Below are 20,632 nucleotides of genomic sequence, written 5' to 3'. Positions count from 1 at the left end.
TAAATAATGTTTTCGATTAATTATTAAATGGATTAAAGCATTTTAAGAAGCTGAAATAAGTTTATTTCAGCTTCACCGATTTTGATTTTCCAGCATACTTGATCACCTGATCAGGCTTAGATTCGAATTGTAACTCTTTTGGCTTATTTGGATTTACATATATTACATTAAAAGTTCTGTTTTTAAGCATGCCCTCAAATTCCCCCTCACGCTTACCGATAGTGAGCTTTTTTGAGGCTTCGTTATATGTTATTGGAATTGTAGCGTACTTGCCTTTCTCGTAATTATAGTTGGTATTCTCGTCTTCGTAGAGATTAAAGCTTGCATCTCTACCACCATATACGTACAGTGTTATAGTATCGGCAGGCTTTTCTGAAGTGTATTCAATCTCAGGTCCAAAAGGAAGTATAGAACCCTCTTTCACAAAAAGAGGCATTCTTTCATAAGGGGCATCTGCTTCTATGTGCTGTCCACCTTGCTGGTAAGTACCCTCATACAGATTGTACCACCCTGTGCCGGCTGGCAGGTACATTTTTCTTTTAGTCGCATTGCGTTCATACACAGGACTCACTAACAGGCTTGGGCCAAACATAAACTGATCGCCTATGTTTTGCACGTTCTTATCTTGCCCGAAATCCATTACCAAAGCACGCATGATGGTGTAATCGTTATGGTACACCTGCCCTGTGAGTGTGTAGATGTATGGCATTAGTCTGTAGCGCAGCTTGTTATAGTAAACTATAGACTGGTAAGCTTTATGATCTTCAGGAGCGATGTTGAAGACTTCGCGGTAAGGATACTGGCCATGCGAACGGTACAGCGGTGTAAAGGTGCCATACTGATACCAGCGGGTTTCCAATTCTCGCCATTCTTCCAGGGCATCGCCTTTGGGGTCTGGTCTGTCATATTTGTTCTCTACAAAGAAGCCTCCGATATCGGTGGTCCAGTAAGGCAGGCCAGACATAGAGAAATTCAATCCTGCCGGAATCTGGCGGCCCATTTCCTGGAAAGTAGCAGCTATGTCTCCACTCCAGGTCGCAGCACCATAGTGCTGTAGGCCTGCAAATGCTGAACGGGTAAGAATGAACACGCGATCATTTGGGTTTGTGCTTCTTTGTCCTTCATAAATACCTTTGTTATGCATCAGCACATAGGCATTAAAGTACTTTTCAGCAGAACCTAAGTAAGTTGGGTTCATTAGTGCCTTGCGGTGCTCAATAGAGGAGTTAGATAGAATATCTGGCTCTGATGCATCCTGCCACCAGGCATCTACTCCTAACTTGTATAGCTTCTCATCCAGCAGATTCCAAAACATCTTTCTTCCTTCCGGATTGAAGGCATCATAGAATGTAGAAACATACCCTTTACCGATCCAGTCTCTGATGCCTTCGTTGATACTCGTCTTGTATAGTAGGCCTTTTTCATCAAAGCGTTTATAAGCCTCAATTCCTTTGTAGAATTTAGGCCATGTAGAAATCATGAAGTGTGCATGGTACTTCTCATGCAACTCTTTGATCATCCCCTCTGGGTCAGGAAACCTGGATTTATCAAACTCTTGGCTCCCCCACTGATCCTCTTCCCAGTAAGACCAGTCCTGCACGATGTTATCTAGTGGGATATGTCGCTTACGAAATTCTTTAACAGTATTCATAAGCTCTTTCTGAGTTTTGTAGCGCTCGCGGCTTTGCCAGAAGCCCATCGCCCACTTAGGCATTATTTGAGCTGATCCTGTTAAGGTGCGATAGCCACTAACTACTTCATCTATGTTCTGGCCATACACAAAATAATAGTTTATTTCATCTCCTGCTTCAGAGGCAAAGGCGAACGTATTCTTCTCTTGCGGGCTTAGCGGGCTCAAGTAACGCAGTGCAATAAATGACTGTCCGCCATCCGGGTTCCACTCAATTTTAAAAGGATGCTTTACCCCTTTCTTCAGATCCTGCGCAAAAACAGACTGGCCGGGGTTCCAGGCTTCACGCCACTTATCCAGCAGTAGTTCGTTGTCGATCCATACTTTTATGTAACCTGAACCAGGCATCGTAAAGTGATGCTCTCCTGTTTCGTCGCTCTCTATGTAACCTTCCCAGGTAACTGTGCCACCCTCCAGTGTGTAACCTTCCGGAAAATCATCCTGCTGTTCCAGAAACTCATAGTTAATCTCTTTTTCCTGGCGCACGATAGGATCTTTTCCTGCTTTGGGATCAAAAGCATAAGTAGCCGTAAGCGCGCCGGGCTTCTGGTCTTTCGTGTAAAGCTTTAGTTTAGATAGCTCCTGATATGGCCTTACATCACCAAACTTCGTGATAGAATTATTGTCCCACAGTATACCATAGTTCTTGCTTGACACCAGAAAGGGGACTACTGCCACAGAGTTATACTGCGTCAGATCTACCTGCCAACCCCTGTAGTTCATGAGCCCTGTCTGGTGCTGCCCTAAACCATAAAACGCTTCGCCATCATCAGCTTTAAAAGTTCTATTCAGTTTATAGCTCTTCTCCTCGCCCAGTAACTGCACAGGACTAAAGTCCTGCTGTTTACCGTCTTCCTCTTGTACAATAATATTTCCGTTTTTGTCATAGAAAGTAACGGCTCCTGTGTTAGCATCTACTACTACTTTCAGCGCTTTTGTATTTAACACAAGAGACTTTCCTCTTTCTTTTAGGTCCCACTGCACATTAGCTTTATTGCCTTCCAATACCATCAGGCTTTGAGCATCTTTAAACTCGTTTGCAGGGCTAGCGATTACCTGTACTATATTATCTGCTACAACTTTCAGCTTTACATACTGCGGATCTCCTTCAGACTTCTTCTCTAGTGTTACTAACACTCCATCATCCAGCTTTTGATAACTTTTTATAGCTGGGTTACTGAACGAGCAAAGAATAATTGTTAGAAAGAAACAAAGGGTGACTCTTACTTTCATTTAGATTATGTGAATAAAAAATAAAACTTACTTAACTCTGAGAAAGACGGCTGCCTTACTACTAACAAATGTTTGTCAACAAATATAGGCAAGGCTTTACTTAGTAAGGGGTATCAAATGTTTCTGATGTATGTCTTTCGTGTTAACAAAAGACGAAAACATGCCATAAATACATCGTATAGCATATTTAACATAAGATCACAGGCATATTTTGTTAACTGTAGTACGTGCGGTCACATATTGTTTTCCAGCAAATTTGCACCTTGTAAGTATCAGGAGTAGAGCTTAGATAGAAACGAATAGCACAAGAAGAAAGCAGTTGTTACAGTTCCTCCTAAAGAGCTTACCGAGCCTTTCATAGCTTTGCTTTTTACTTTTACCGACTACTGCTGAAGTACTAGACTTCATTCTTCTTTCTTTCCAGGTATACAGACGGTAGCACCTTATACTCTTCTTTAAAATACTTGGTAAAATACTTCCGGTTATTAAAGCCTACCTGGTAGGCTACCTCGGCTATAGTAAGCTGACTCTCCTCGAGAAGCTGAATGGCCCGCTGAAGCCTGATTTTCCGGATAAATTCAATTGGGGAGGTTCCTGTCAGGGCGACAACCTTTTTATATAGATGTACCCTGCTCATTCCTAATTCTTTACTTAGAGCTTCCACCGAGAAATCAGAATCAGAAAGATTATCCTCTACTACTTTTATAGCGTTCTGGATAAGCTTATCGTCAAGAGATACAATATTTGTTTTACTGGTTTCTACACTGATTTTCTTCCCGTAGGCCTTTTGCAATAGCTGGCGCTGTGAAATAAGATTCCTTGTTCGGGACAGGAGCATTTCAAAGTTAAAAGGTTTCGAAATAAAATCATTTGCCCCTATATCCAGCCCTTTCAGTTTCACTTCTTCTGCTTTATGTGCCGTTAGCAGCACAAATGGAATATGTGCCGTGCGTTGGTCTTTCTTAATCTTCTTACAGAAGTCAATGCCATTCAACTCCGGCATCATTAAATCGCTTATAATCAGATCGGGCATACAAGCCAAAGCTTTCTGCCATCCTTCCTGCCCATTTTTAGCTTCAATAATAGAAAAGTACTCTCCTAAACTGTCTTTTAGGTAAAGCCGGAAGTCTTCATTGTCTTCCACCAGCAAAACAACCGGCACATTATCAAAGCCTTTAGCAGTAACAGGAGGCTCGGATTTATCTAATACTAGTTCTTCTTCAGACTCATTAATAAGCTTAGCAAGTGTACCAGAAGAGGCTATTTCTTTTACAGGCAATGTAACCGTAAAGCAGCTGCCTTTCTCCGGCTCGCTATCTACGGTTATCATACCTCCATGTATTTTAACAAATTCTTGTGTTATAGCCAGACCGATACCGCTTCCCTGATTTAAAACACTATTAGGCACCTCACTTGTAAAAAACCGCTCAAAAATCTTCTCATGTTTTTCTTTAGGTATACCAATACCAGTGTCTTTTACTTTGATCTCCAGTATTTTTATACCCTCAGAAGAAGAATCATTGTCGAAACAGTTTACATTCACATCTATTCTGCCATTGTCCGGCGTAAACTTAAAAGCATTTGATAATAAGTTAAACAGTATTTTCCCCAGCTTATCCATATCAAAAGAGGCCTGAAGTTCCTCTATGCCTGAGTTAAACGACAGCGTGATCTTCTTCTTATCAGAAAGATCCGTGAAAGAGTTCACAGACTCTTTGATGAACTTCACAATGTTTCCTTCCGAGAGATATAGCTTAACATCTTCTACCTCCAGCTTCCTGAAATCTAAAAGCTGGTTCACAAGATTTAGCAGCCGCCTGGCATTCCGGTCAATCATTTCAAACTGCTTCCGCTGATCAGGGTCTTTCGTGTTTTTAAGCAGCTTTTCTATCGGAGCCAGTATAAGTGTTAAGGGTGTTCTGAACTCATGGCTCACGTTTGTGAAGAACCTTATTTTCATCAGGTCAAGCTCATGCATGTGGCGCGACTCTCTTCGCTCCTGCTCCAGCAAAAAGTTCATCCTGGCCTTTTGCAGCTCCACTTTTCTAATAACTACAAGTATTGCAAGAGCAAACAATACATATAGAGCATAAGCCATGTTTGTTCTCCAAAAAGGGGCCAGCACAGTTATTTTAAGGCTAACACCCTCTTCATTCCAGACATCATCATTATTAGAAGCTATAACTCTAAAAACATACTCTCCGGGGTCAAGGTTAGTATAGGTCGCTTTTCTGATACCGTCCGTAGCTGCATGCCATTTTTTATCGAAGCCTTCGAGCTTGTATTTATAATTGTTTTTCTCGGGATGAAAGAAGTTAAGTGCTGCGAACTCAATGGAAAAAGCATTTTCATCATGCTTTAAGGTGATACTCTTTGTTTCATATAAAGATTTTGAAAGAATAGCCCTGCCATTCGCATCCTCACCTACTTCAACACTTTTGTTAAACAACTGCAGGTCTGACAGTACCACTTTTGGAGCTGTCTTGTTTTTACTTAAGCTGCCTGGGTAAAACAGATTAAAACCGTTAGAGCCTCCAAATATTAATTCTCCTCTGCTGGTTCTGTAAGCGGCATTTTCATTAAAAGCTTTTCCCTGCAAACCATCCAACTCATCATAATTTCTAAAACCTACGCTAAGCTTATCAATGCTCTCTTCTTTATTCTTTAAAATCAGGTTCGATAAACCATTAGAGGTGCTAAGCCATAAATTACTTTTATCATCTTCTAATATGGAAACTATAGTATTGCTTGGTAAGCCATCATTAACAGTAAAATGATGAAAGACATTTTTCTTCTCATCATAAAGGTCTAATCCTTCGGTAGTACCTATCCAAATATTATTGTTTTTATCTCTATGAATAGACGTAATATTATTGCTGATCAGGCTCTTTGGGTTTTCAGGCTCATGCGAGAAGAAGGTGCTTTTGCCTGTTTCTTTGTTCAGCACATCTAAACCATAACCACCGCCAATCCACATATTACCATGCCTATCTTCGGCAATGGAAGAAAGGTAATTGCAATGCACAGGAAACTCTCCTCCATTAACCTTAGAGTGGCGAAACCTATCCTTCAAAGGATCAAAAAGTTCTAGGCCTCCATGCAATGTGCCTACCCATAAGTTACCTTTAGAATCCTCAAATAATTCCCAAACACTATCATCAGACAGGCTGTGCGGGTTCTTCGGGTCGTTTTTGTAGTGCGTAAATTTTTTGCCGTCAAACTTATCTAGGCCACCCAGGTAGGTGCCAATCCACAGCTGCTTGTTCTTATCTAATAATAAGGTCACAATAACATCGCTTGAAATACTGTTATCATCACCAGCATCATGCCTGTAACTGCTAAAGGTACCGGTTGCTCTATCCATGTACACCAAACCACCGCCGTTGGTACCAATCCACAAGTTTCCTTTCTCGTCTTCTACAAATGTATTCACATCATCAAAAGGAAGGCTCTCTTTTATAGAAGTCCGATACTTGAAATGCGGGAACCGGATAATATTCTTATGATAATAGTTTACGCCTTTCTTAAAAGTGCCAATCCAGATAATCCCCTCACTGTCTTTGTACAACGTGTTGATACTATTATGGGCAAGGCTTCGGTCTACTTCACTGTTATGGTTAATGTAATGAACCGTTAGCCCCTTCTTATTGATTACATTAATCCCGCCATGGTCAGTCCCAATCCAAATGGTCCCTTTTTCACTTTCTACTATACCTCTTGCCAGGTTGTTGTTCAACTGCAGCTGGGCAGAGTTCTTATGGAAGTGAGAGAGAGACTGTGTGGCTTCTTTGTAATAGAATACGCCCACCGGGTTATCTGATGAATGTATCCATAAATCATCATCACTATCAACTGTTAAACTATAGCTGAATAGTTTCTGGTAGGCTTTTTTATATATCTTATCACATCGCTCCACCACTTTAAGGGTTTTCACATCCAGTTTCTCAAACACTCCATTCTGATGAACAACCCATAGGTCTCCGCTGGAACTCTGCCCTATAGCCGAGACATGGTTACTGCTAATAGAGCCTTTGCCGGAGGTAGAATGTGTAAGGGTTACAGAGCTGTTGTTGGCGGGGTTGTATTTAGTTATGCCCTGGCCTGTGCTGATAAACCAAAAGTTCCCTTTTTTGTCTTTTACTATATCTTCCACAGCAGCACCTGCGGGTAAATTGTATTGCTTTACAAAATTTTCAGGCTTGTTATAGAACTTTTCTGTTTTGGGGTTATAGACACTGGTACCCATGGTCGTCTGTACCCATATTTTCCCTTCTGGCCCTTCAAACAGTTTTGTAATATTATTCCCAATAACGGAGCAGGAATCGTTAGAATTATACTTGAATACTTTTAGTTTGTATCCGTCATAGCGGTTAAGCCCGGCAGCAGTACCTATCCATAAATACCCTCTGCTATCTTTTAAAAAGCACTTAACCTGATCATGAGAAAGTCCACCGTTTATGTCGATTAGCGAAAAGTTGTATTGCTCGGCTATGGTAACAGCCCACGCATCTGCAACCCTACTTATTAAGAACAATGCCAGTAATATCAGCTTTTTAGAACCCATAACCTCTGTTAACCTGGAGTTACTACAAATAATGTATAAAACCTTACAATTCTCCTTTAAGTCGCCCCTGATATAAGCCTATAGGGGATAAAGCATTAAAAATGCATCGACAACATTATTTGAAACAACCATTTGTTAGCAATATAAGAAATAATATTATAAATTAAGCAGGATACTTTGTTAATAACCTACACCGGCAAAGGTTGCTACTGCCACAACATGAATCTAACATACTTTAAAGTTGCTCTGATTTGCCAACAGGTAGGTACATAGAAATTGAATAATTTGTAATCAACTAAAAAAGCATATTAAAGAAGTTACTGTATCTTTCACCTTTTCTTGCTTACCCACTTATTCCCTCTAATCCAGAAGCGCCAAGGCAATAACGCATCATCACCAGCATAGTCAACACCTATTCGCGGACCAGCTGCTATGTTTTCAGCAGCAACATCAGAGCCTTTATTTTCTACCCAAATAGCGTCACCTGTCAAGTCAGCACCGTACAGGCTTTTATCTATTCCTAAAGCGATACTCAACACTCCCGGGCCTGCGGTAAGGTTAGGCTTTGCATCTGCCATGTTCCGGCGCAGCAGCATTTCCTCTACTCCTGTCTCCGGCTCAACGGCCCGTATCAGCACGGCGTCGGCTTTATCTTTTTTGTTGGTGATGATGTTGAACAGGTGATATATGCCGTAGATCAGGTACACATAAGCCACTCCACCTTCATGATACATTATTTCAGTGCGCTTGGTACGGCGGTTAAGGTGTGCATGGCAGGCACGGTCGTTTTCACCAGAGTAAGCTTCTGTTTCTACGATCATGCCACTTGTAATAATGCCATTGTGGTTCGTGTACAAGTACTTCCCCAGCAATTCCTGTGCAATTTGTACCACATCTGGCCGGGTATAGAACGATAAGGGCAGCTTCACGTTTTTGTTTGTCTTCTTTAAGTATTTGAGAGGAGGTGTACGATATCAGTAAAAGAAGAGTTAAACAAGAGGTCGTAGAACTTTTATTTCCACATTATTATTTACTACAGTAGGCGCACATACGCTACATAAATAGAAAGGCTCATAATGTTTTAGGCCAAACAAGGATCACACACAAAAGCCTGTCTTTTCTCGGAGACAGGCTTTTGTGTGTGATCCTTCTAAATATTATCTATTGGTTAACATCATCCCGTTCTACGCCAGAGGTCTTACCGTCTCCGGAAAGCACTGCTCCACCTCCATTTACATTATCATCATGGTTTTCATGGTCGGCATGATCATAAAACCTTTCCATGTCAGTAGTATCAGTTTCGCTACCCTGGCTGTAATTGTTTTCCTGTGGTTCCGTTTCCCTTAAAGTACTGCGCTCAACATTTGTTTCGCCTGGTTCTGTTCCCTTGTTACAAGATGCTAAGCCAGCACCCGTAACAGTAGTTACCACCAATGCCAGTATAATCGATTTTATCTTATGTGCTTTCATATCCGCATTTATATTTCCTTGTTAAACATGTACGAGCCATAGGCCGCTAGCTTATGGCAGGTTTATAAATGTACGTCTGAGGGTTACTTAGAGTTAGAAAAGTATCAATGCGCTCCGGTTCTCGTAAATGAAATATACAAGTTCACCTTTAAAAGACAACGCTATGAAACAGAACAAAAATCAAGAACCTTTACAGCAAAGCACAAAAGACAGCTCCTCTGATGTAGAGAAAGTAAAACAGGGCACTCCCTCAGCACCGCCACAGTCTGAAGCGCCTGGCACACCGAAAACAACTGAGCAGAACACCCTTTCTGAGGACGAAGAGGCAGAAAAAGGACATGCCTAGTTCCTTGGTTTAGCTGTACTTATTGTACCTTTGCCACTTTAGTAGTCCTTTATGAAGAAGCCTTTAAATCTGAAACTAAAACAAAAGCTTATCTGGCTTGCTCTTATCAGCGTGTTATTAGGATCTGCGCTGGAAATTTACACATTCGGTTTCACCTCTGATTTCTTTACCCGCTGGCTTCGTACATTCTTCGTGTTCTTTGTTTTGATTTCAGTGACCGTGGTGGCCATTGTACCTGGTGTAAGCTATGGTGTTAATAAAATTGCAGGTAAACGATAAAGGAGGATTGAAAAACCAGTCCTCCTTTATCGTTTACCTGCTAATAGCCAAACAACTGGGCTATGTATCATCTCTCCGACGCACTTTTATCTTGATAGCGTTTTCTATGGGCTGTTCAGCTACCAATATAATGTATCCACCACCACCAGCCCCACTTAGTTTCCAACCTGCTGCTTTATCGGTATAAACATTTATCTGCTTCATAATTTGCTCATCAACCATATTTGGGAACATGTTAACCTGTGCCTCAAAAGATCTCCGGAAGCTATCACCAAAGGCTTTGATGTCTTTTTTCCTGATGGCTTCCCAGCAACTTTCTGCTGCATCAGCCAGTGCCCCGGCACCCTCTGCGCTTAAATTAGTATTTTCCAGAACGACATACCCTGAAGTTCTGGGGCCTAAGGTAACCAGGTACAGGTGCTCTTCCAGCCAGTCTAATATGTCATCTTCGTGCACAGACTCAATTTGCTCAGGCCAATAACTACCGTTGTAGTACAGGCGGTTTAAGCCTGGAAGCACAATACCTAAGGCATCCTGTGAACCGGCCACTTCTTTTGTTCCGGGAGGATTTTCATAAGTAAACAAAACTTTAGCCAGCTTCTCGCGGTCACCTGACGGAATAGCTGTACGCCAGAGCTCCAGGGCTTTGTTACGTGTACTGGAAGCCATGCCGCTCCGGTTATTAAAATTAATGGTAGGCTCTATAGAAATAGTCAGAACTGGCCCCGGGTGGTATTTAGATACCCAAGGCTGGTCCAGCCAACCACCCGCCAAATCAATCCGGAAAGGAATAATACATTCTGTCCGTAAGCTGGTAGTACTTCTGGCTGGCAGATTCTCGTGCGGGATACGATGCGAAACTTTATATTCTATATTACGCTGCCTACATATCTCTGCTTTGGCCGGTGTAGCTCCATCCTCATTCACTACGAAAATATCCGGCTGCACCTCGTCCAGCTCTTGCAAAAAGTCTATAATGCCATATCCTTTATTTACGTGGCAACTGGTAGTGCAGGCAAGCGCTTCGATCATGTACCGTCGTTCCTCCTGGGAGTTTACCGGGTAGCGCCCTTTCAGCTGATACACATTTTCATCGTTGCCAATGCATACATGCAAGTCACCATAGGAGGCGGCTTCTTTCAAGAAAGCAATGTGCCCGCTGTGCAACAAATCAAAGCAGCCGGTCACCATTACTTTTCTTTTCTTTTCCATAACTGAATCACTCATACAAAAGGGTGTAGCAAGTATTTTAGAGACTATAGACAATAAGGAATAAGCACCAGAATATCTTAACAGTATTAGCAAGACACCTAATGAGTGCCTTTGGTTAAAATGGTATATCTATATTGTCTGATGCTCCTGATACTAAAGATAAATAAAACTTGTTTCCTTTTTTCAATCAGGTTTAACAGACTTAGCGGTTATTTTAACCTATAGGTAAAGCTGTCATTCTTTTAAAATATTCTGATCAATGCTGAACCAGCATTCCGCACCCGCTGTTGAAGATTGAACAATCATCGTATTTATAGCGGCAGAATCTATACTTTTGCGTTGCAATTACAGATACCTTCTAGTTTGATTAAACTTTACGCTTTGGAAAACCCGAACATACTACTTATAACACCGCCTCTTACACAACTTAATACACCTTATCCGGCAACTGCCTATCTAAAGGGTTTTCTGTCAGGACGTGGTTACAAGGTTAGGCAAGCAGACTTGGGCATAGAGTTGGTGTTATGCATGTTTTCCAAAGCGGGCTTACAACGGATTTTCTCAGCTATTGAAGAAGGTGATTTTGAGTTCTCAGATAATAGTCTGCGCATGCTACGGCTAAAGCGGGAATACCTGCAAACAATAGAGCCAGTTATCCGCTTTCTGCAGAACCAGGACAGCACCTTAGCGCAGCAAATCAGCTATAGCCGCTTTTTGCCAGAGGCCTCCCGTTTTGACCAGGTAGAAGACATTGACTGGGCCTTTGGCAGCATGGGTATTACCGACAGGGCACGTTACCTGGCAACCTTATATTTAGAAGACTTGGGAGACCTGATAAAGGACACCATTTGCCCTTACTTTGCTTTCAGCCGCTATGCTGATAAGCTGGCCATGTCGGCTACTACTTTTGACCCACTGGAAAACGCATTACAGGAAACGCCAAACCTGATAGATGAAATATTACTGGAGCTATTAGAAGAACACTTACAAAAAGCACAGCCGGGAGTAGTTGGGTTTTCTATACCATTTCCTGGCAATGTTTATGGCGGTCTGCGGCTGGCACAGTACATTAAGCAAAAGTACCCACACATAAAAACGATGATGGGCGGCGGCTATCCTAACACAGAACTACGTAGCCTACGGGAGCCTCGCCTGTTTAAGTATATAGATTTTGTCACCTTAGATGATGGCGAAGGCCCTTGGCTGAAACTGTTGGAGCATCTGCAGAGGCAAAGGCCACTAGAGCAGTTGCAGCGAGCTTTTGCCTTAGTAAACGGCGAGGTGACGTACATTAATAACTGCTCTGATTCGAATGTGCCACACACAGAAATAGGCACACCTGACTACAGCGATCTGCCACTGCAGAAATACCTTTCGGTAATAGACGTGATAAACCCGATGCATCGCCTCTGGAGCGATGGGCGTTGGAATAAGCTCACCATAGCCCATGGCTGCTACTGGAAACGCTGCTCCTTCTGCGATATTACATTAGATTATATTAACCGTTATGATGTTGCTCCCGCCACGTTACTGGTAGACCGTATGGAGCAGATTATTGCCCAGACAGGTCAGACAGGCTTTCATTTTGTGGATGAAGCGGCCCCTCCTGCCCCTCTCCGGGATATGGCTATTGAGCTTATCCGCCGTGGCGTGAAAATATCCTGGTGGGGAAATATCCGCTTTGAAAAAACCTTTACCCCTGACTTGTGCCGCTTGTTAGCCGCCTCTGGCTGCATAGCTGTATCGGGAGGTTTGGAAGTAGCCTCAGATCGGTTACTGGAACTAATGGAGAAAGGTGTTAGTATAGAGCAGGTCGCCCGGGTAACCGATGCCTTTACGCAGGCAGGTATAATGGTACACGCTTACCTGATGTATGGCTTCCCGACAGAAACAGCCCAGGAAACAGTAGATTCTTTAGAGGTAGTCCGGCAGCTATTTATAAACAATGTGATTCAATCCGGTTACTGGCACCGCTTTAGCATGACGGCACATAGCCCGGTGGGTAAAAACCCTGAGAAGTATGGAGTGGTAAAGGTCGGTCCCGAAGAAGGCCCTTTTGCCAACAACGACCTGTGGCATGAAGACCCGCAAGGTACAGATCATGAAATGTTTGGCCCAGGACTAGCCAAGGCCATTTACAACTACATGCATGGTGTTGCTTTAGAACAACCTTTATCATTCTGGTTCGATTTTAAGGTGCCACGCACAAAACATCGCCCAGATTTGATTTATAATGCCATTCAACAGGCGCCCAAGCCAGATGCAGTACGAAGAAATGCCCGTGTGCTTTGGTTAGGGGGAGTTCCGGAAATAGAGTTTACAATGTATGCTAAAAAAGGACAAACACTTGAACGCTGTTTACTTACCTTTTTTGAGAAAGCCGAAGACTATCAGGTTAAAACAACGGCTGTCATAGGACAATGGCTGTTCGATGCACTACAGAAGATAACACCAGACAACCAGGCAGCTACCACCTTAAAGCAACTTGAAGCTAGCTTCCCAGCCGAAGCACACCTTAGCTTTGATGAGTTTTTAAGCTCCCCTACCTGGTTTGAGTTACGGGAGAAAGACTTACTGTTACTTTAGCTGGTACTCCTTAACAGACAGCCCTGGTAAGCTATCTATCTCTACAAGTAACATTTGAGGTGAGATTGTGACGTTTATCCTGAGCTTGTTTCGTTTGTCTATTTACACAACACACATCGCAGCTTTTTTCACAGTGCCTCTTGTTCTTAATCAAAGTGTTAACTTTATACCAAAATGATCCTTTGCTACTCTTTGGGCTGCGTAAAAGCCACACAGGCCATGCACACCGGCACCAGGCGGAGTAGAGGAAGAGCAAATGTACACATCAGAAAGGGGGGTAGTATAAGGCGAAACACGTACAGCGGGCCTGGTGAAGAGTTGCCACATATCTGTTACGCCTCCCGTTATATCTCCACGAATGTAGTTAGGATTGTAGATTTGCAAATCTTGTGTGTTCATTACGTGCCGCTCCATCACCACATCTCTAAAGCCTGGCGCAAACACTTCTATTCTTTTTTCAATAGCTGCCGTCATGTCCACTGTGGAACCTGCAGGCACGTGACAATAAGCCCAGCCTGTGTGTTTGCCTTCGGGAGCTCTGGTAGCATCAAACATACTATGCTGCGAAAACAGAATAAAAGGCTTCTCTGGATGCTGCCCCTCCCATACACTTTTTTCTGCTTCTGCGATCTCTTCTATAGTACCACCTATATGTACTGTACCCGCTTTACTGCAGGCTTCCGCTTTAAAAGGCACTGGCTCGCTTAGCGCATAATCGACTTTGAAAATACCTGGCCCATACCGGTAATTTTTCAGCTGCATCTCATAAAGCGATGGAAACCTGAGATCACCCATGTTCAATAACTGCTGAGGTGTAAGGTCGAAAAGCTTTACCTTTGCAAACTCCAGTTCTCTGAAAGACTTTACCCGATGATTGGTTTCTATTCTTCCACCGATAGCTAAAAAGTAAGAGGCCAACGCGTCAGCTAAACTTTGTGTACCTCCTTTAGGGAATGGCCAGCCCAATTTATGCCCCACCACTGCCAACACCAGCCCAATAGCAGAGGTAACTTTATGATCTAAAGGTCGTACAGAATGAGCTGCCAAACCAGCTAGAAGCCCTTTAGCATATTGGTCCTTAAACTTTCTGTTTGCCAGCCCTACTGCCGAACTGACAGCACTCACACCAAATTTTGCTGCATCAAAAGGGTGACTTGGAATCTTTAGTGGTCCCAGCAAGTCTTTGCCTATATTGTCCCAAGAGTTTATTAAAGGCTCCATAAACCGGATATATGCTTCTCCGTCTATGCCGAGTGATTGCGCTGTTTCTGTTAAGGAGCCTGCCAGCACAGCGGCTTTGCCATCAGCAAAAGGATGCGCCAGGGCAAACTCCGGGTAGACCCACTCCAAGCCATACTCCTGTAAAGGAAGCGCTTCGAAAAAAGGGGAATACACACCCATAGGATGCACAGCAGAACATACATCGTGTATAAATCCTGGCAAGGTTAGCGGCATAGAGCGCATTCCTCCCCCAATAGTAGGCTTTGCTTCTAATATTTTTACAGAAAGTCCTTTTTGTTGTAGTGCAATGGCTGCAGCAAGCCCATTAGGACCTGATCCTACCACTACGGCATCAAACTCGTAGCTCATTTAATAAGGTTCTTTATTTAACTTCCTTTCACCAAAAGTAGCTATACAAGTTAACTCGGAATGTACTCCTGTGAAGCTGCTGTTATTTTATTTCTTCTGACAGCGCTATTTTTTTTGATATAGTTTACTGCGTTAACCAAAGATAAAAGCAGGCCACTAAGCATTATGAAGCCACTTATTACTAAAGGACTAAGATTCAATACCTGCTCAAAAAGGAAATTAGCAGGAGACAAGGTAACAGCTTCATAATTAGTACTTAAGTAAAAAAGAAAGAAGCAAACCTGAAGTCCCATAATAATGGATAGACTTTTGAAAGAAATGAACTCTTCTACTCTACTTAAAATATTCACTCTTCTAAAGTATGAAATAACTGCTTTCCAATCGATAAACAACATGTAAAGAATATAATTGGTAGAAAAGCTAATGTTTAAGAGCAAATAATTTAGCACGTGAAAAACAATTGCTATGAGCACAAATGCTCTAAAGATGTTTGGTTTGACAAGCGCAAACAGAAATAAGCACTCCATTAGCACCCCTGCATAATCCAGCACTTCCCAAATAAAAGGTGACTCAAGGTTAAGAAACAACGGCGCTAAAAGATCTTGTCTTTCATTAAAGTAGTATTCTCTTAAAAAATGCCCCCTTACTGCTTGCGAAGACACATCTAACCACCCCCCCATTAACTTAGGTAAACCAGCACTAAACATAGCTAAACAGAGTGTTAATGCTAATAAAGTAATAGGCCAGCTTTCAGCAACTTTGTTACGATTTTTCGGATCTATCTTGGAATCCAGAGAAAAGGCTATTCCCCAATTGCTAAAAGCCATAAACAGAGGAATCATCCACATTAAAAAATCATGATCAATCTTACCAAAGGAGTACGCAAATGACTTCTCAACTAAAATACATAAAGCAAGAAGTATAGAAACAGAGCGTGTTTTATAGCCAAATAGCAGTAAGATAGGTAGCAGACAACTCACCAAACTTATGACCATGAGAAACCAGAAATCTGGGAACTCAGATAACAGCCCAGAAAGGCTGAACATAGGAGGATCATAAAACGCAGATGAAAAGTGCCCAATCCAGACGACTACCGGGACTCCGAAAATAAGCAAATATAGGCTAAAGAAGATTCTGTAAAGGCCTAGGGCCTCTGCTGATACAATAAAAGATTTGAATATTATTCTATCTATATAATTATAAAACGAAGTCATATCGTAAAGCAATCAGTTAAAAGGTACAATAAACTTTTCCATTAAGACATCGCCAACCAAAGGACCTTCTTCATTATCAGACAAGTTGTAGCTATACCACTGAACTTCAAGTTTGCGTATATCACCTCTTCCTACCACTTCTGTAGCCCTTTTTTTTGTCCAGGAAATACCATCTTCAATTTTGCTACTATCTTTTACCCCTTCCAGAGAAAGCTTAAACTTTTTTACCCCAACAGTAAATTCTAACTCTCTCGGATCTTTCGAGGAGTTTAAGAACGACTTCCTTGCGCGAAAGTTCTCTCTTAATATGACGTTTGTGTTTACATCGGATAAATGATAAAAAAATTCGTCTTTAGATATTTCTACCGAGTCATTCTCATTGAAAAAAACGAATATTTTCGGTTTCTGTACCGGAGAATTAACAAGCGGAATATCTGCAAAACCAGGGTACAGAATTGCAGGAAAAGGCTCTGTGTAATTCATGGCCATTGTTAACTCCAGAAAAAAAATGACTCCAACTATAAAGAAGAGTAGTCTTACATTTTTATTTTTCATACGTAAATATCATAGTACACTTCACTCCCTAATAAGAAGGAAGCAAAACTCCACATCAAAAGCTAAAAGAGCAGTTATACTAATACTCTTTTACTCTTTCATAAAAATAGATGGATATCAGTTAAGCTTTAAGAGCTTAACAAGTTAAGGGTTTAGTGTACAACTATGTATAAGGGAGAGAGGCGCGGATTAAGAACTAAAAATTCAACTTATATATACTATTTCCGAATCTGTTTGTTACATTTTTTCTAATAAGCATATTTAACTGATTTATAAATATTTAAGTATATTAAATTATATACTCTCACCAAAGTATAAAAACATTTAGCTTAAGGCAAGTTTTTGAACATAAATTAATAAATTGATAATCAAGTCATAGCGTACTCAAACCTCCTTGCAGTACAACATCACTAACTTTCACAATAAATATTTACACCCTTACACTATTCAACAACTCATTCACAACTTATTAGCAAATTTTTATATATAGATCAATTTTGTTTTATTGATTATCATAATGACTCCAGCTTAATATCCAGCTGGAGTGTCACTATAATCTACTGCTGTCGTTTACCTCTACAGACATATATTTCTCTGTTTGCTTAAGACTAACTTCTAGCCTTACTAGTCGCCCCTATATACAATAGTATTTTTACATGTAACTTTGTGAGGTCTCGTTAATTATATTTATGAACTTAACTACACTATCACCATTCTTAAGTAAGACAGCATTGGTTTATGATGTTATTCAATTTGAATCAAGGTTATAAGTGCAAGAAGACCGCTTAGTTTTAATATCACAAGATCTCCTAAAACTATACGCAAATATTCTCCCTCCTATGGTATCTTTCACTTTTAAAAATATCAAGTAACCGGCAACCCAGCAGTTACTGCGACTTAACTTCTACTTAGCAACTCTAAATCAACAATTATTCTATTACAGACACCATATCAATTATAATTACAGTAGAGCCAAAGGCAACCGCTGTAGTTAAATTAGTTATCAGGCTGCACAAATATCAGGCTACTTGTACAAACACATCAGAATCATTACTTAATAAAACAAGATTCTTTTTGCTCTTTATCAAATTTACTAATCCAACTAATCCAAGTTGTGATGATAAATATCTATCCATAATGTAAGCAGAATAAAGCACACCAGCTTTATCATAAACCCTTGGTATAAGGGAAAGCAGCCTTTATTTCGGAAAGCTGCTTTCTATTCTTTTCCTCATGGCTTTCTTTATTAGGCCATTGCAGGAATGTCCCTTACGCTTGCTTTTATTCTTACGCGCTGTGAACTTATTTTTTGTCTGGCCGAGTGCTGGTGGGCCATGGCGGTGGTGGAGTCGAGCAGGAGCCAGTTCAAGCTTGGGCTCCTGCTCCTGCAGGACATCTAAGACGTGCAGCCAAATACCTTTCCTCCTGCGCATAAGCCTTTTAAATCTTAAATACCAGTCTCAGAAAACTACTTTCTAACTGTCGATACGATTTAGGCAGGAAGCATGATACGATGTTTTACCAGTTATTGTTTTGACTGTAATTCTCATTGATAAATAGACAGCATAATCAGATGCTTTTCGTAGCACTCCCATCATAAGCTAATCCACATAAAATAAGGCAATTAGTACTTCTTTAATCTACACTTAAAGTCTCCTCAATCAACTGTATAAATTATTTTATAAATTTAGAATTAAGCAATATAACATACCTTATAAGCGATACATGCTCTAAAATTAGCAAAATATCATTCCACATAAGAAAAGCAGCTAAATACATTGATTTTTTAGCCGTTCAATCAAAAAAAATCACTTCAATATTCTTTTGCAAAAAGTTTCAATAATTTTGAAAAACTTTAAAAGGTACAATACTACTCCTGCAAAGCAGGCTACTGCAATATTTTGTTTTTATTAACTTTTTCTCTTATATCATGAAGCAATTCTATGTGATCACATGTTTAGTTCTACTCTTGATCGCTAACTCTCTGTATGCTGAAACTTATTATGTCAGCTCTTCTGGAAGTGACTTTAACTCTGGCAAATCCAAAAAACAGGCCTGGGCTAGCACCTTCAAAATTAACATGATGAACTTCAATGCTGGAGACACTATCCTTTTTGAGGGTGGAAAGACCTTTAATGGAGGAATAGCGTTAACCTCAGAGGATAAGGGAACCGCTAGAAATCCAATTGTTATAGCTTCTTATGGTAATAAAAAAGCAACCATAAACGCCAATGGTGGGCTATTTAGTTCAGGCTTAGGGTTTCAAATATACAACACACAGGGTATTGAGATTAGAAACCTGGTTATAAAAGGGCCAGGCCGAACAAGTAGCCAAACCTCAATAGGTATTAATATTTACATGGATATGGCAAGAACCCGCCTTAGCCACATAGTTGTAGACGACGTTGAGGTGTCGGATTTTCCGTACCATGGGATATCCATTGGAAGCGGAAGCAAAACCGGCGGTTTCGATGACATCTCAATCACCAACACCTCTGTACATGACATCGGAGATGCAGGTATTACATCTTATGCAGATGATGTAATTGCACACCGAAACATCTACGTTGGCTACAGCAAAGTCTTTAACATTTCAGGTCTGGCCGCAAAGAGCAATAGCCACAGCGGTAGCGGAATTATGCTAGGGGGTGTAGACGGAGGCATTGTTGAATACTGTGAAGCTTATAACAATGGGTGGCTGAATGCCTGGAAGAGTGGCGGCCCCGTAGGTATCTGGGGTTACTACAGTAACAACCTTGTTATTCAGCACAACGAGTCTCATCACAACTATACAGGCACCACAAAAGACGGCGGAGGCTTTGACCTGGACGGAGGCTGTACAAACTCCATTATGCAGTACAACTATTCGCACGACAATGATGGAGCTGGCTATCTTTTAGCACAGTATAGCGGTGCGCCAGCTATGAAAAACATTATTGTTCGGTACAACATCAGCGAAAACGATGGTCGCAAAAACGATTATGCAGGCATCCAGCTTTGGTCTACGGGTTCAAATGGAGGGATACAAAATGCTGAGATTTATAATAATACTGTTTTTGTCTCTCCTTCAAAGAATGGATCACCTAAAGCAATCTATGTTCAAAGCGGTGGAATCAGCAACGCTACTGTAAGAAATAACATCTTTCAGACCACAGGTGATTTGCAAGTAGTACGGGTACAAAGCAATGCAGACATTCGTTTTGAAGGGAATAACTATTGGGCAGAAAAAGGCAACGTAGAAATTTACTGGACAGGCAGAACCTATACTAATCTGGAAGATTGGAGAAAGACAACAAACCAGGAAGAGGTAAACGGCATCTCTACAGGATTGATGGCTGACCCAGAGTTTGAAAGCTATAATGCAGGTATTACTTTATCTGATCCGGCAAAGTTAAAGACTCTTAAAAGCTATAAATTAAAAGCAACATCAAACCTTGTAGCTAAAGGCTTAGACTTAAAAGCAAAGTTCAAAACTGATATAGGCGAAATAGATTTTTGGGGCAACAGCCTTAACCAACTTAAAGAAGTTAGCATTGGAGCTTTTCAGGGTATTAAAAGCTCCAATAATGTTAAGAAGAATAGCCAGAGCATTACATTTGAATCTATATCTGATAAAGCCAGTAATGATGTTCCTTTTAAACTTGAGGCTTCTGCATCATCTGGTCTGCCTATAAGCTATAATATTATTTCTGGCCCTGCCACAGTTTCTGGCGATAAACTTACCATAACGGGTACCGGAAAAGTAGAGGTAGAGGCTTCACAAAGTGGTAATGACAATTTTTACGCAGCTACTCCTGTTAAACAGACTTTTAAAGTAAAGAAGGCTTCTAAAACAGAAGAATCTCCTGCACAAGATGTTTCTCTCTCTTGTTCAGCTACCGGCACCATTTTGC

At 41.1% G+C, this 20,632-nt stretch carries 13 protein-coding genes; 4 read left to right on the top strand and 9 right to left on the bottom strand.

The annotated features are described in order from the left end of the window. Positions 1–61: 61 nt before the first annotated feature. The 4 genes from LN995_RS14190 to LN995_RS14175 all read right to left on the bottom strand — a co-directional run bounded on the left by LN995_RS14190 (position 62) and on the right by LN995_RS14175 (position 8,957). Positions 62–2,827: a TIM-barrel domain-containing protein gene (locus LN995_RS14190; protein WP_229961745.1), complete on the bottom strand. Its 2,766-nt coding sequence runs from the start codon at positions 2,825–2,827 to the stop codon at positions 62–64. Between the two features lie 493 nt (positions 2,828–3,320). Continuing rightward, complete coding sequence (locus tag LN995_RS14185; RefSeq protein WP_229961744.1) at positions 3,321–7,487, bottom strand: two-component regulator propeller domain-containing protein; 4,167 nt, start codon at positions 7,485–7,487, stop codon at positions 3,321–3,323. Positions 7,488–7,816: 329 nt separating this feature from the next. Beyond that, positions 7,817–8,416: a DNA-3-methyladenine glycosylase gene (locus tag LN995_RS14180; protein WP_229961743.1), complete on the bottom strand. Its 600-nt coding sequence runs from the start codon at positions 8,414–8,416 to the stop codon at positions 7,817–7,819. Positions 8,417–8,648: 232 nt separating this feature from the next. Then, on the bottom strand, positions 8,649–8,957 hold the full coding sequence (locus LN995_RS14175) for a hypothetical protein (RefSeq protein WP_229961742.1): 309 nt from the start codon (positions 8,955–8,957) through the stop codon (positions 8,649–8,651). Positions 8,958–9,120: 163 nt separating this feature from the next. Here LN995_RS14175 and LN995_RS14170 point away from each other — a divergent pair, with 163 nt between their 5' ends. Then, positions 9,121–9,303, top strand: coding sequence for a hypothetical protein (locus tag LN995_RS14170; RefSeq protein ID WP_229961741.1), 183 nt, complete (start codon positions 9,121–9,123; stop codon positions 9,301–9,303). A 51-nt stretch (positions 9,304–9,354) separates the two neighbouring features. Further along, on the top strand, positions 9,355–9,582 hold the full coding sequence (locus LN995_RS14165; RefSeq protein WP_229961740.1) for a DUF2798 domain-containing protein: 228 nt from the start codon (positions 9,355–9,357) through the stop codon (positions 9,580–9,582). Between the two features lie 60 nt (positions 9,583–9,642). Here LN995_RS14165 and LN995_RS14160 read toward each other — a convergent pair whose 3' ends face one another. Next, the gene (locus LN995_RS14160) at positions 9,643–10,794 is read right to left on the bottom strand and encodes an adenylyltransferase/cytidyltransferase family protein (protein WP_229961739.1); all 1,152 of its coding nucleotides are present in this window, start codon (positions 10,792–10,794) and stop codon (positions 9,643–9,645) included. Positions 10,795–11,175: 381 nt separating this feature from the next. Between LN995_RS14160 and LN995_RS14155 the strand changes: the two genes are divergently transcribed. Continuing rightward, positions 11,176–13,380, top strand: coding sequence for a B12-binding domain-containing radical SAM protein (locus LN995_RS14155; RefSeq protein ID WP_229961738.1), 2,205 nt, complete (start codon positions 11,176–11,178; stop codon positions 13,378–13,380). A 150-nt stretch (positions 13,381–13,530) separates the two neighbouring features. Here the strand turns inward: LN995_RS14155 and LN995_RS14150 are convergent, their stop codons facing one another. The 4 genes from LN995_RS14150 to LN995_RS14135 all read right to left on the bottom strand — a co-directional run bounded on the left by LN995_RS14150 (position 13,531) and on the right by LN995_RS14135 (position 18,172). Beyond that, positions 13,531–14,970 (bottom strand): phytoene desaturase family protein, encoded by a 1,440-nt coding sequence (locus LN995_RS14150; protein WP_229961737.1) that lies wholly within the window; start codon positions 14,968–14,970, stop codon positions 13,531–13,533. A 50-nt stretch (positions 14,971–15,020) separates the two neighbouring features. Beyond that, entirely contained in the window at positions 15,021–16,184 is a 1,164-nt protein-coding gene (locus LN995_RS14145; RefSeq protein ID WP_229961736.1) for an HTTM domain-containing protein, read from the bottom strand. A gap of 12 nt (positions 16,185–16,196) precedes the next feature. Further along, complete coding sequence (locus LN995_RS14140; protein ID WP_229961735.1) at positions 16,197–16,739, bottom strand: hypothetical protein; 543 nt, start codon at positions 16,737–16,739, stop codon at positions 16,197–16,199. Between the two features lie 1,199 nt (positions 16,740–17,938). After that, positions 17,939–18,172 carry a hypothetical protein gene (locus LN995_RS14135; RefSeq protein ID WP_229961734.1) on the bottom strand — a complete coding sequence of 78 codons (234 nt, stop codon included), beginning with the start codon at positions 18,170–18,172 and terminating at the stop codon, positions 17,939–17,941. Between the two features lie 497 nt (positions 18,173–18,669). Between LN995_RS14135 and LN995_RS14130 the strand changes: the two genes are divergently transcribed. Further along, positions 18,670–20,632, top strand: a 1,963-nt coding sequence (locus LN995_RS14130) for a right-handed parallel beta-helix repeat-containing protein (protein WP_229961733.1), incomplete at its 3' end; no start/stop codon positions are given.

Origin of the sequence: Pontibacter silvestris (assembly GCF_020907275.1) — a bacterium.
In the GTDB taxonomy this organism is placed as follows: Bacteria; Bacteroidota; Bacteroidia; order Cytophagales; family Hymenobacteraceae; genus Pontibacter; species Pontibacter silvestris.
Note: the sequence above shows the minus strand (reverse complement) of the source record. Positions and strands in the feature narration are given on the sequence as shown.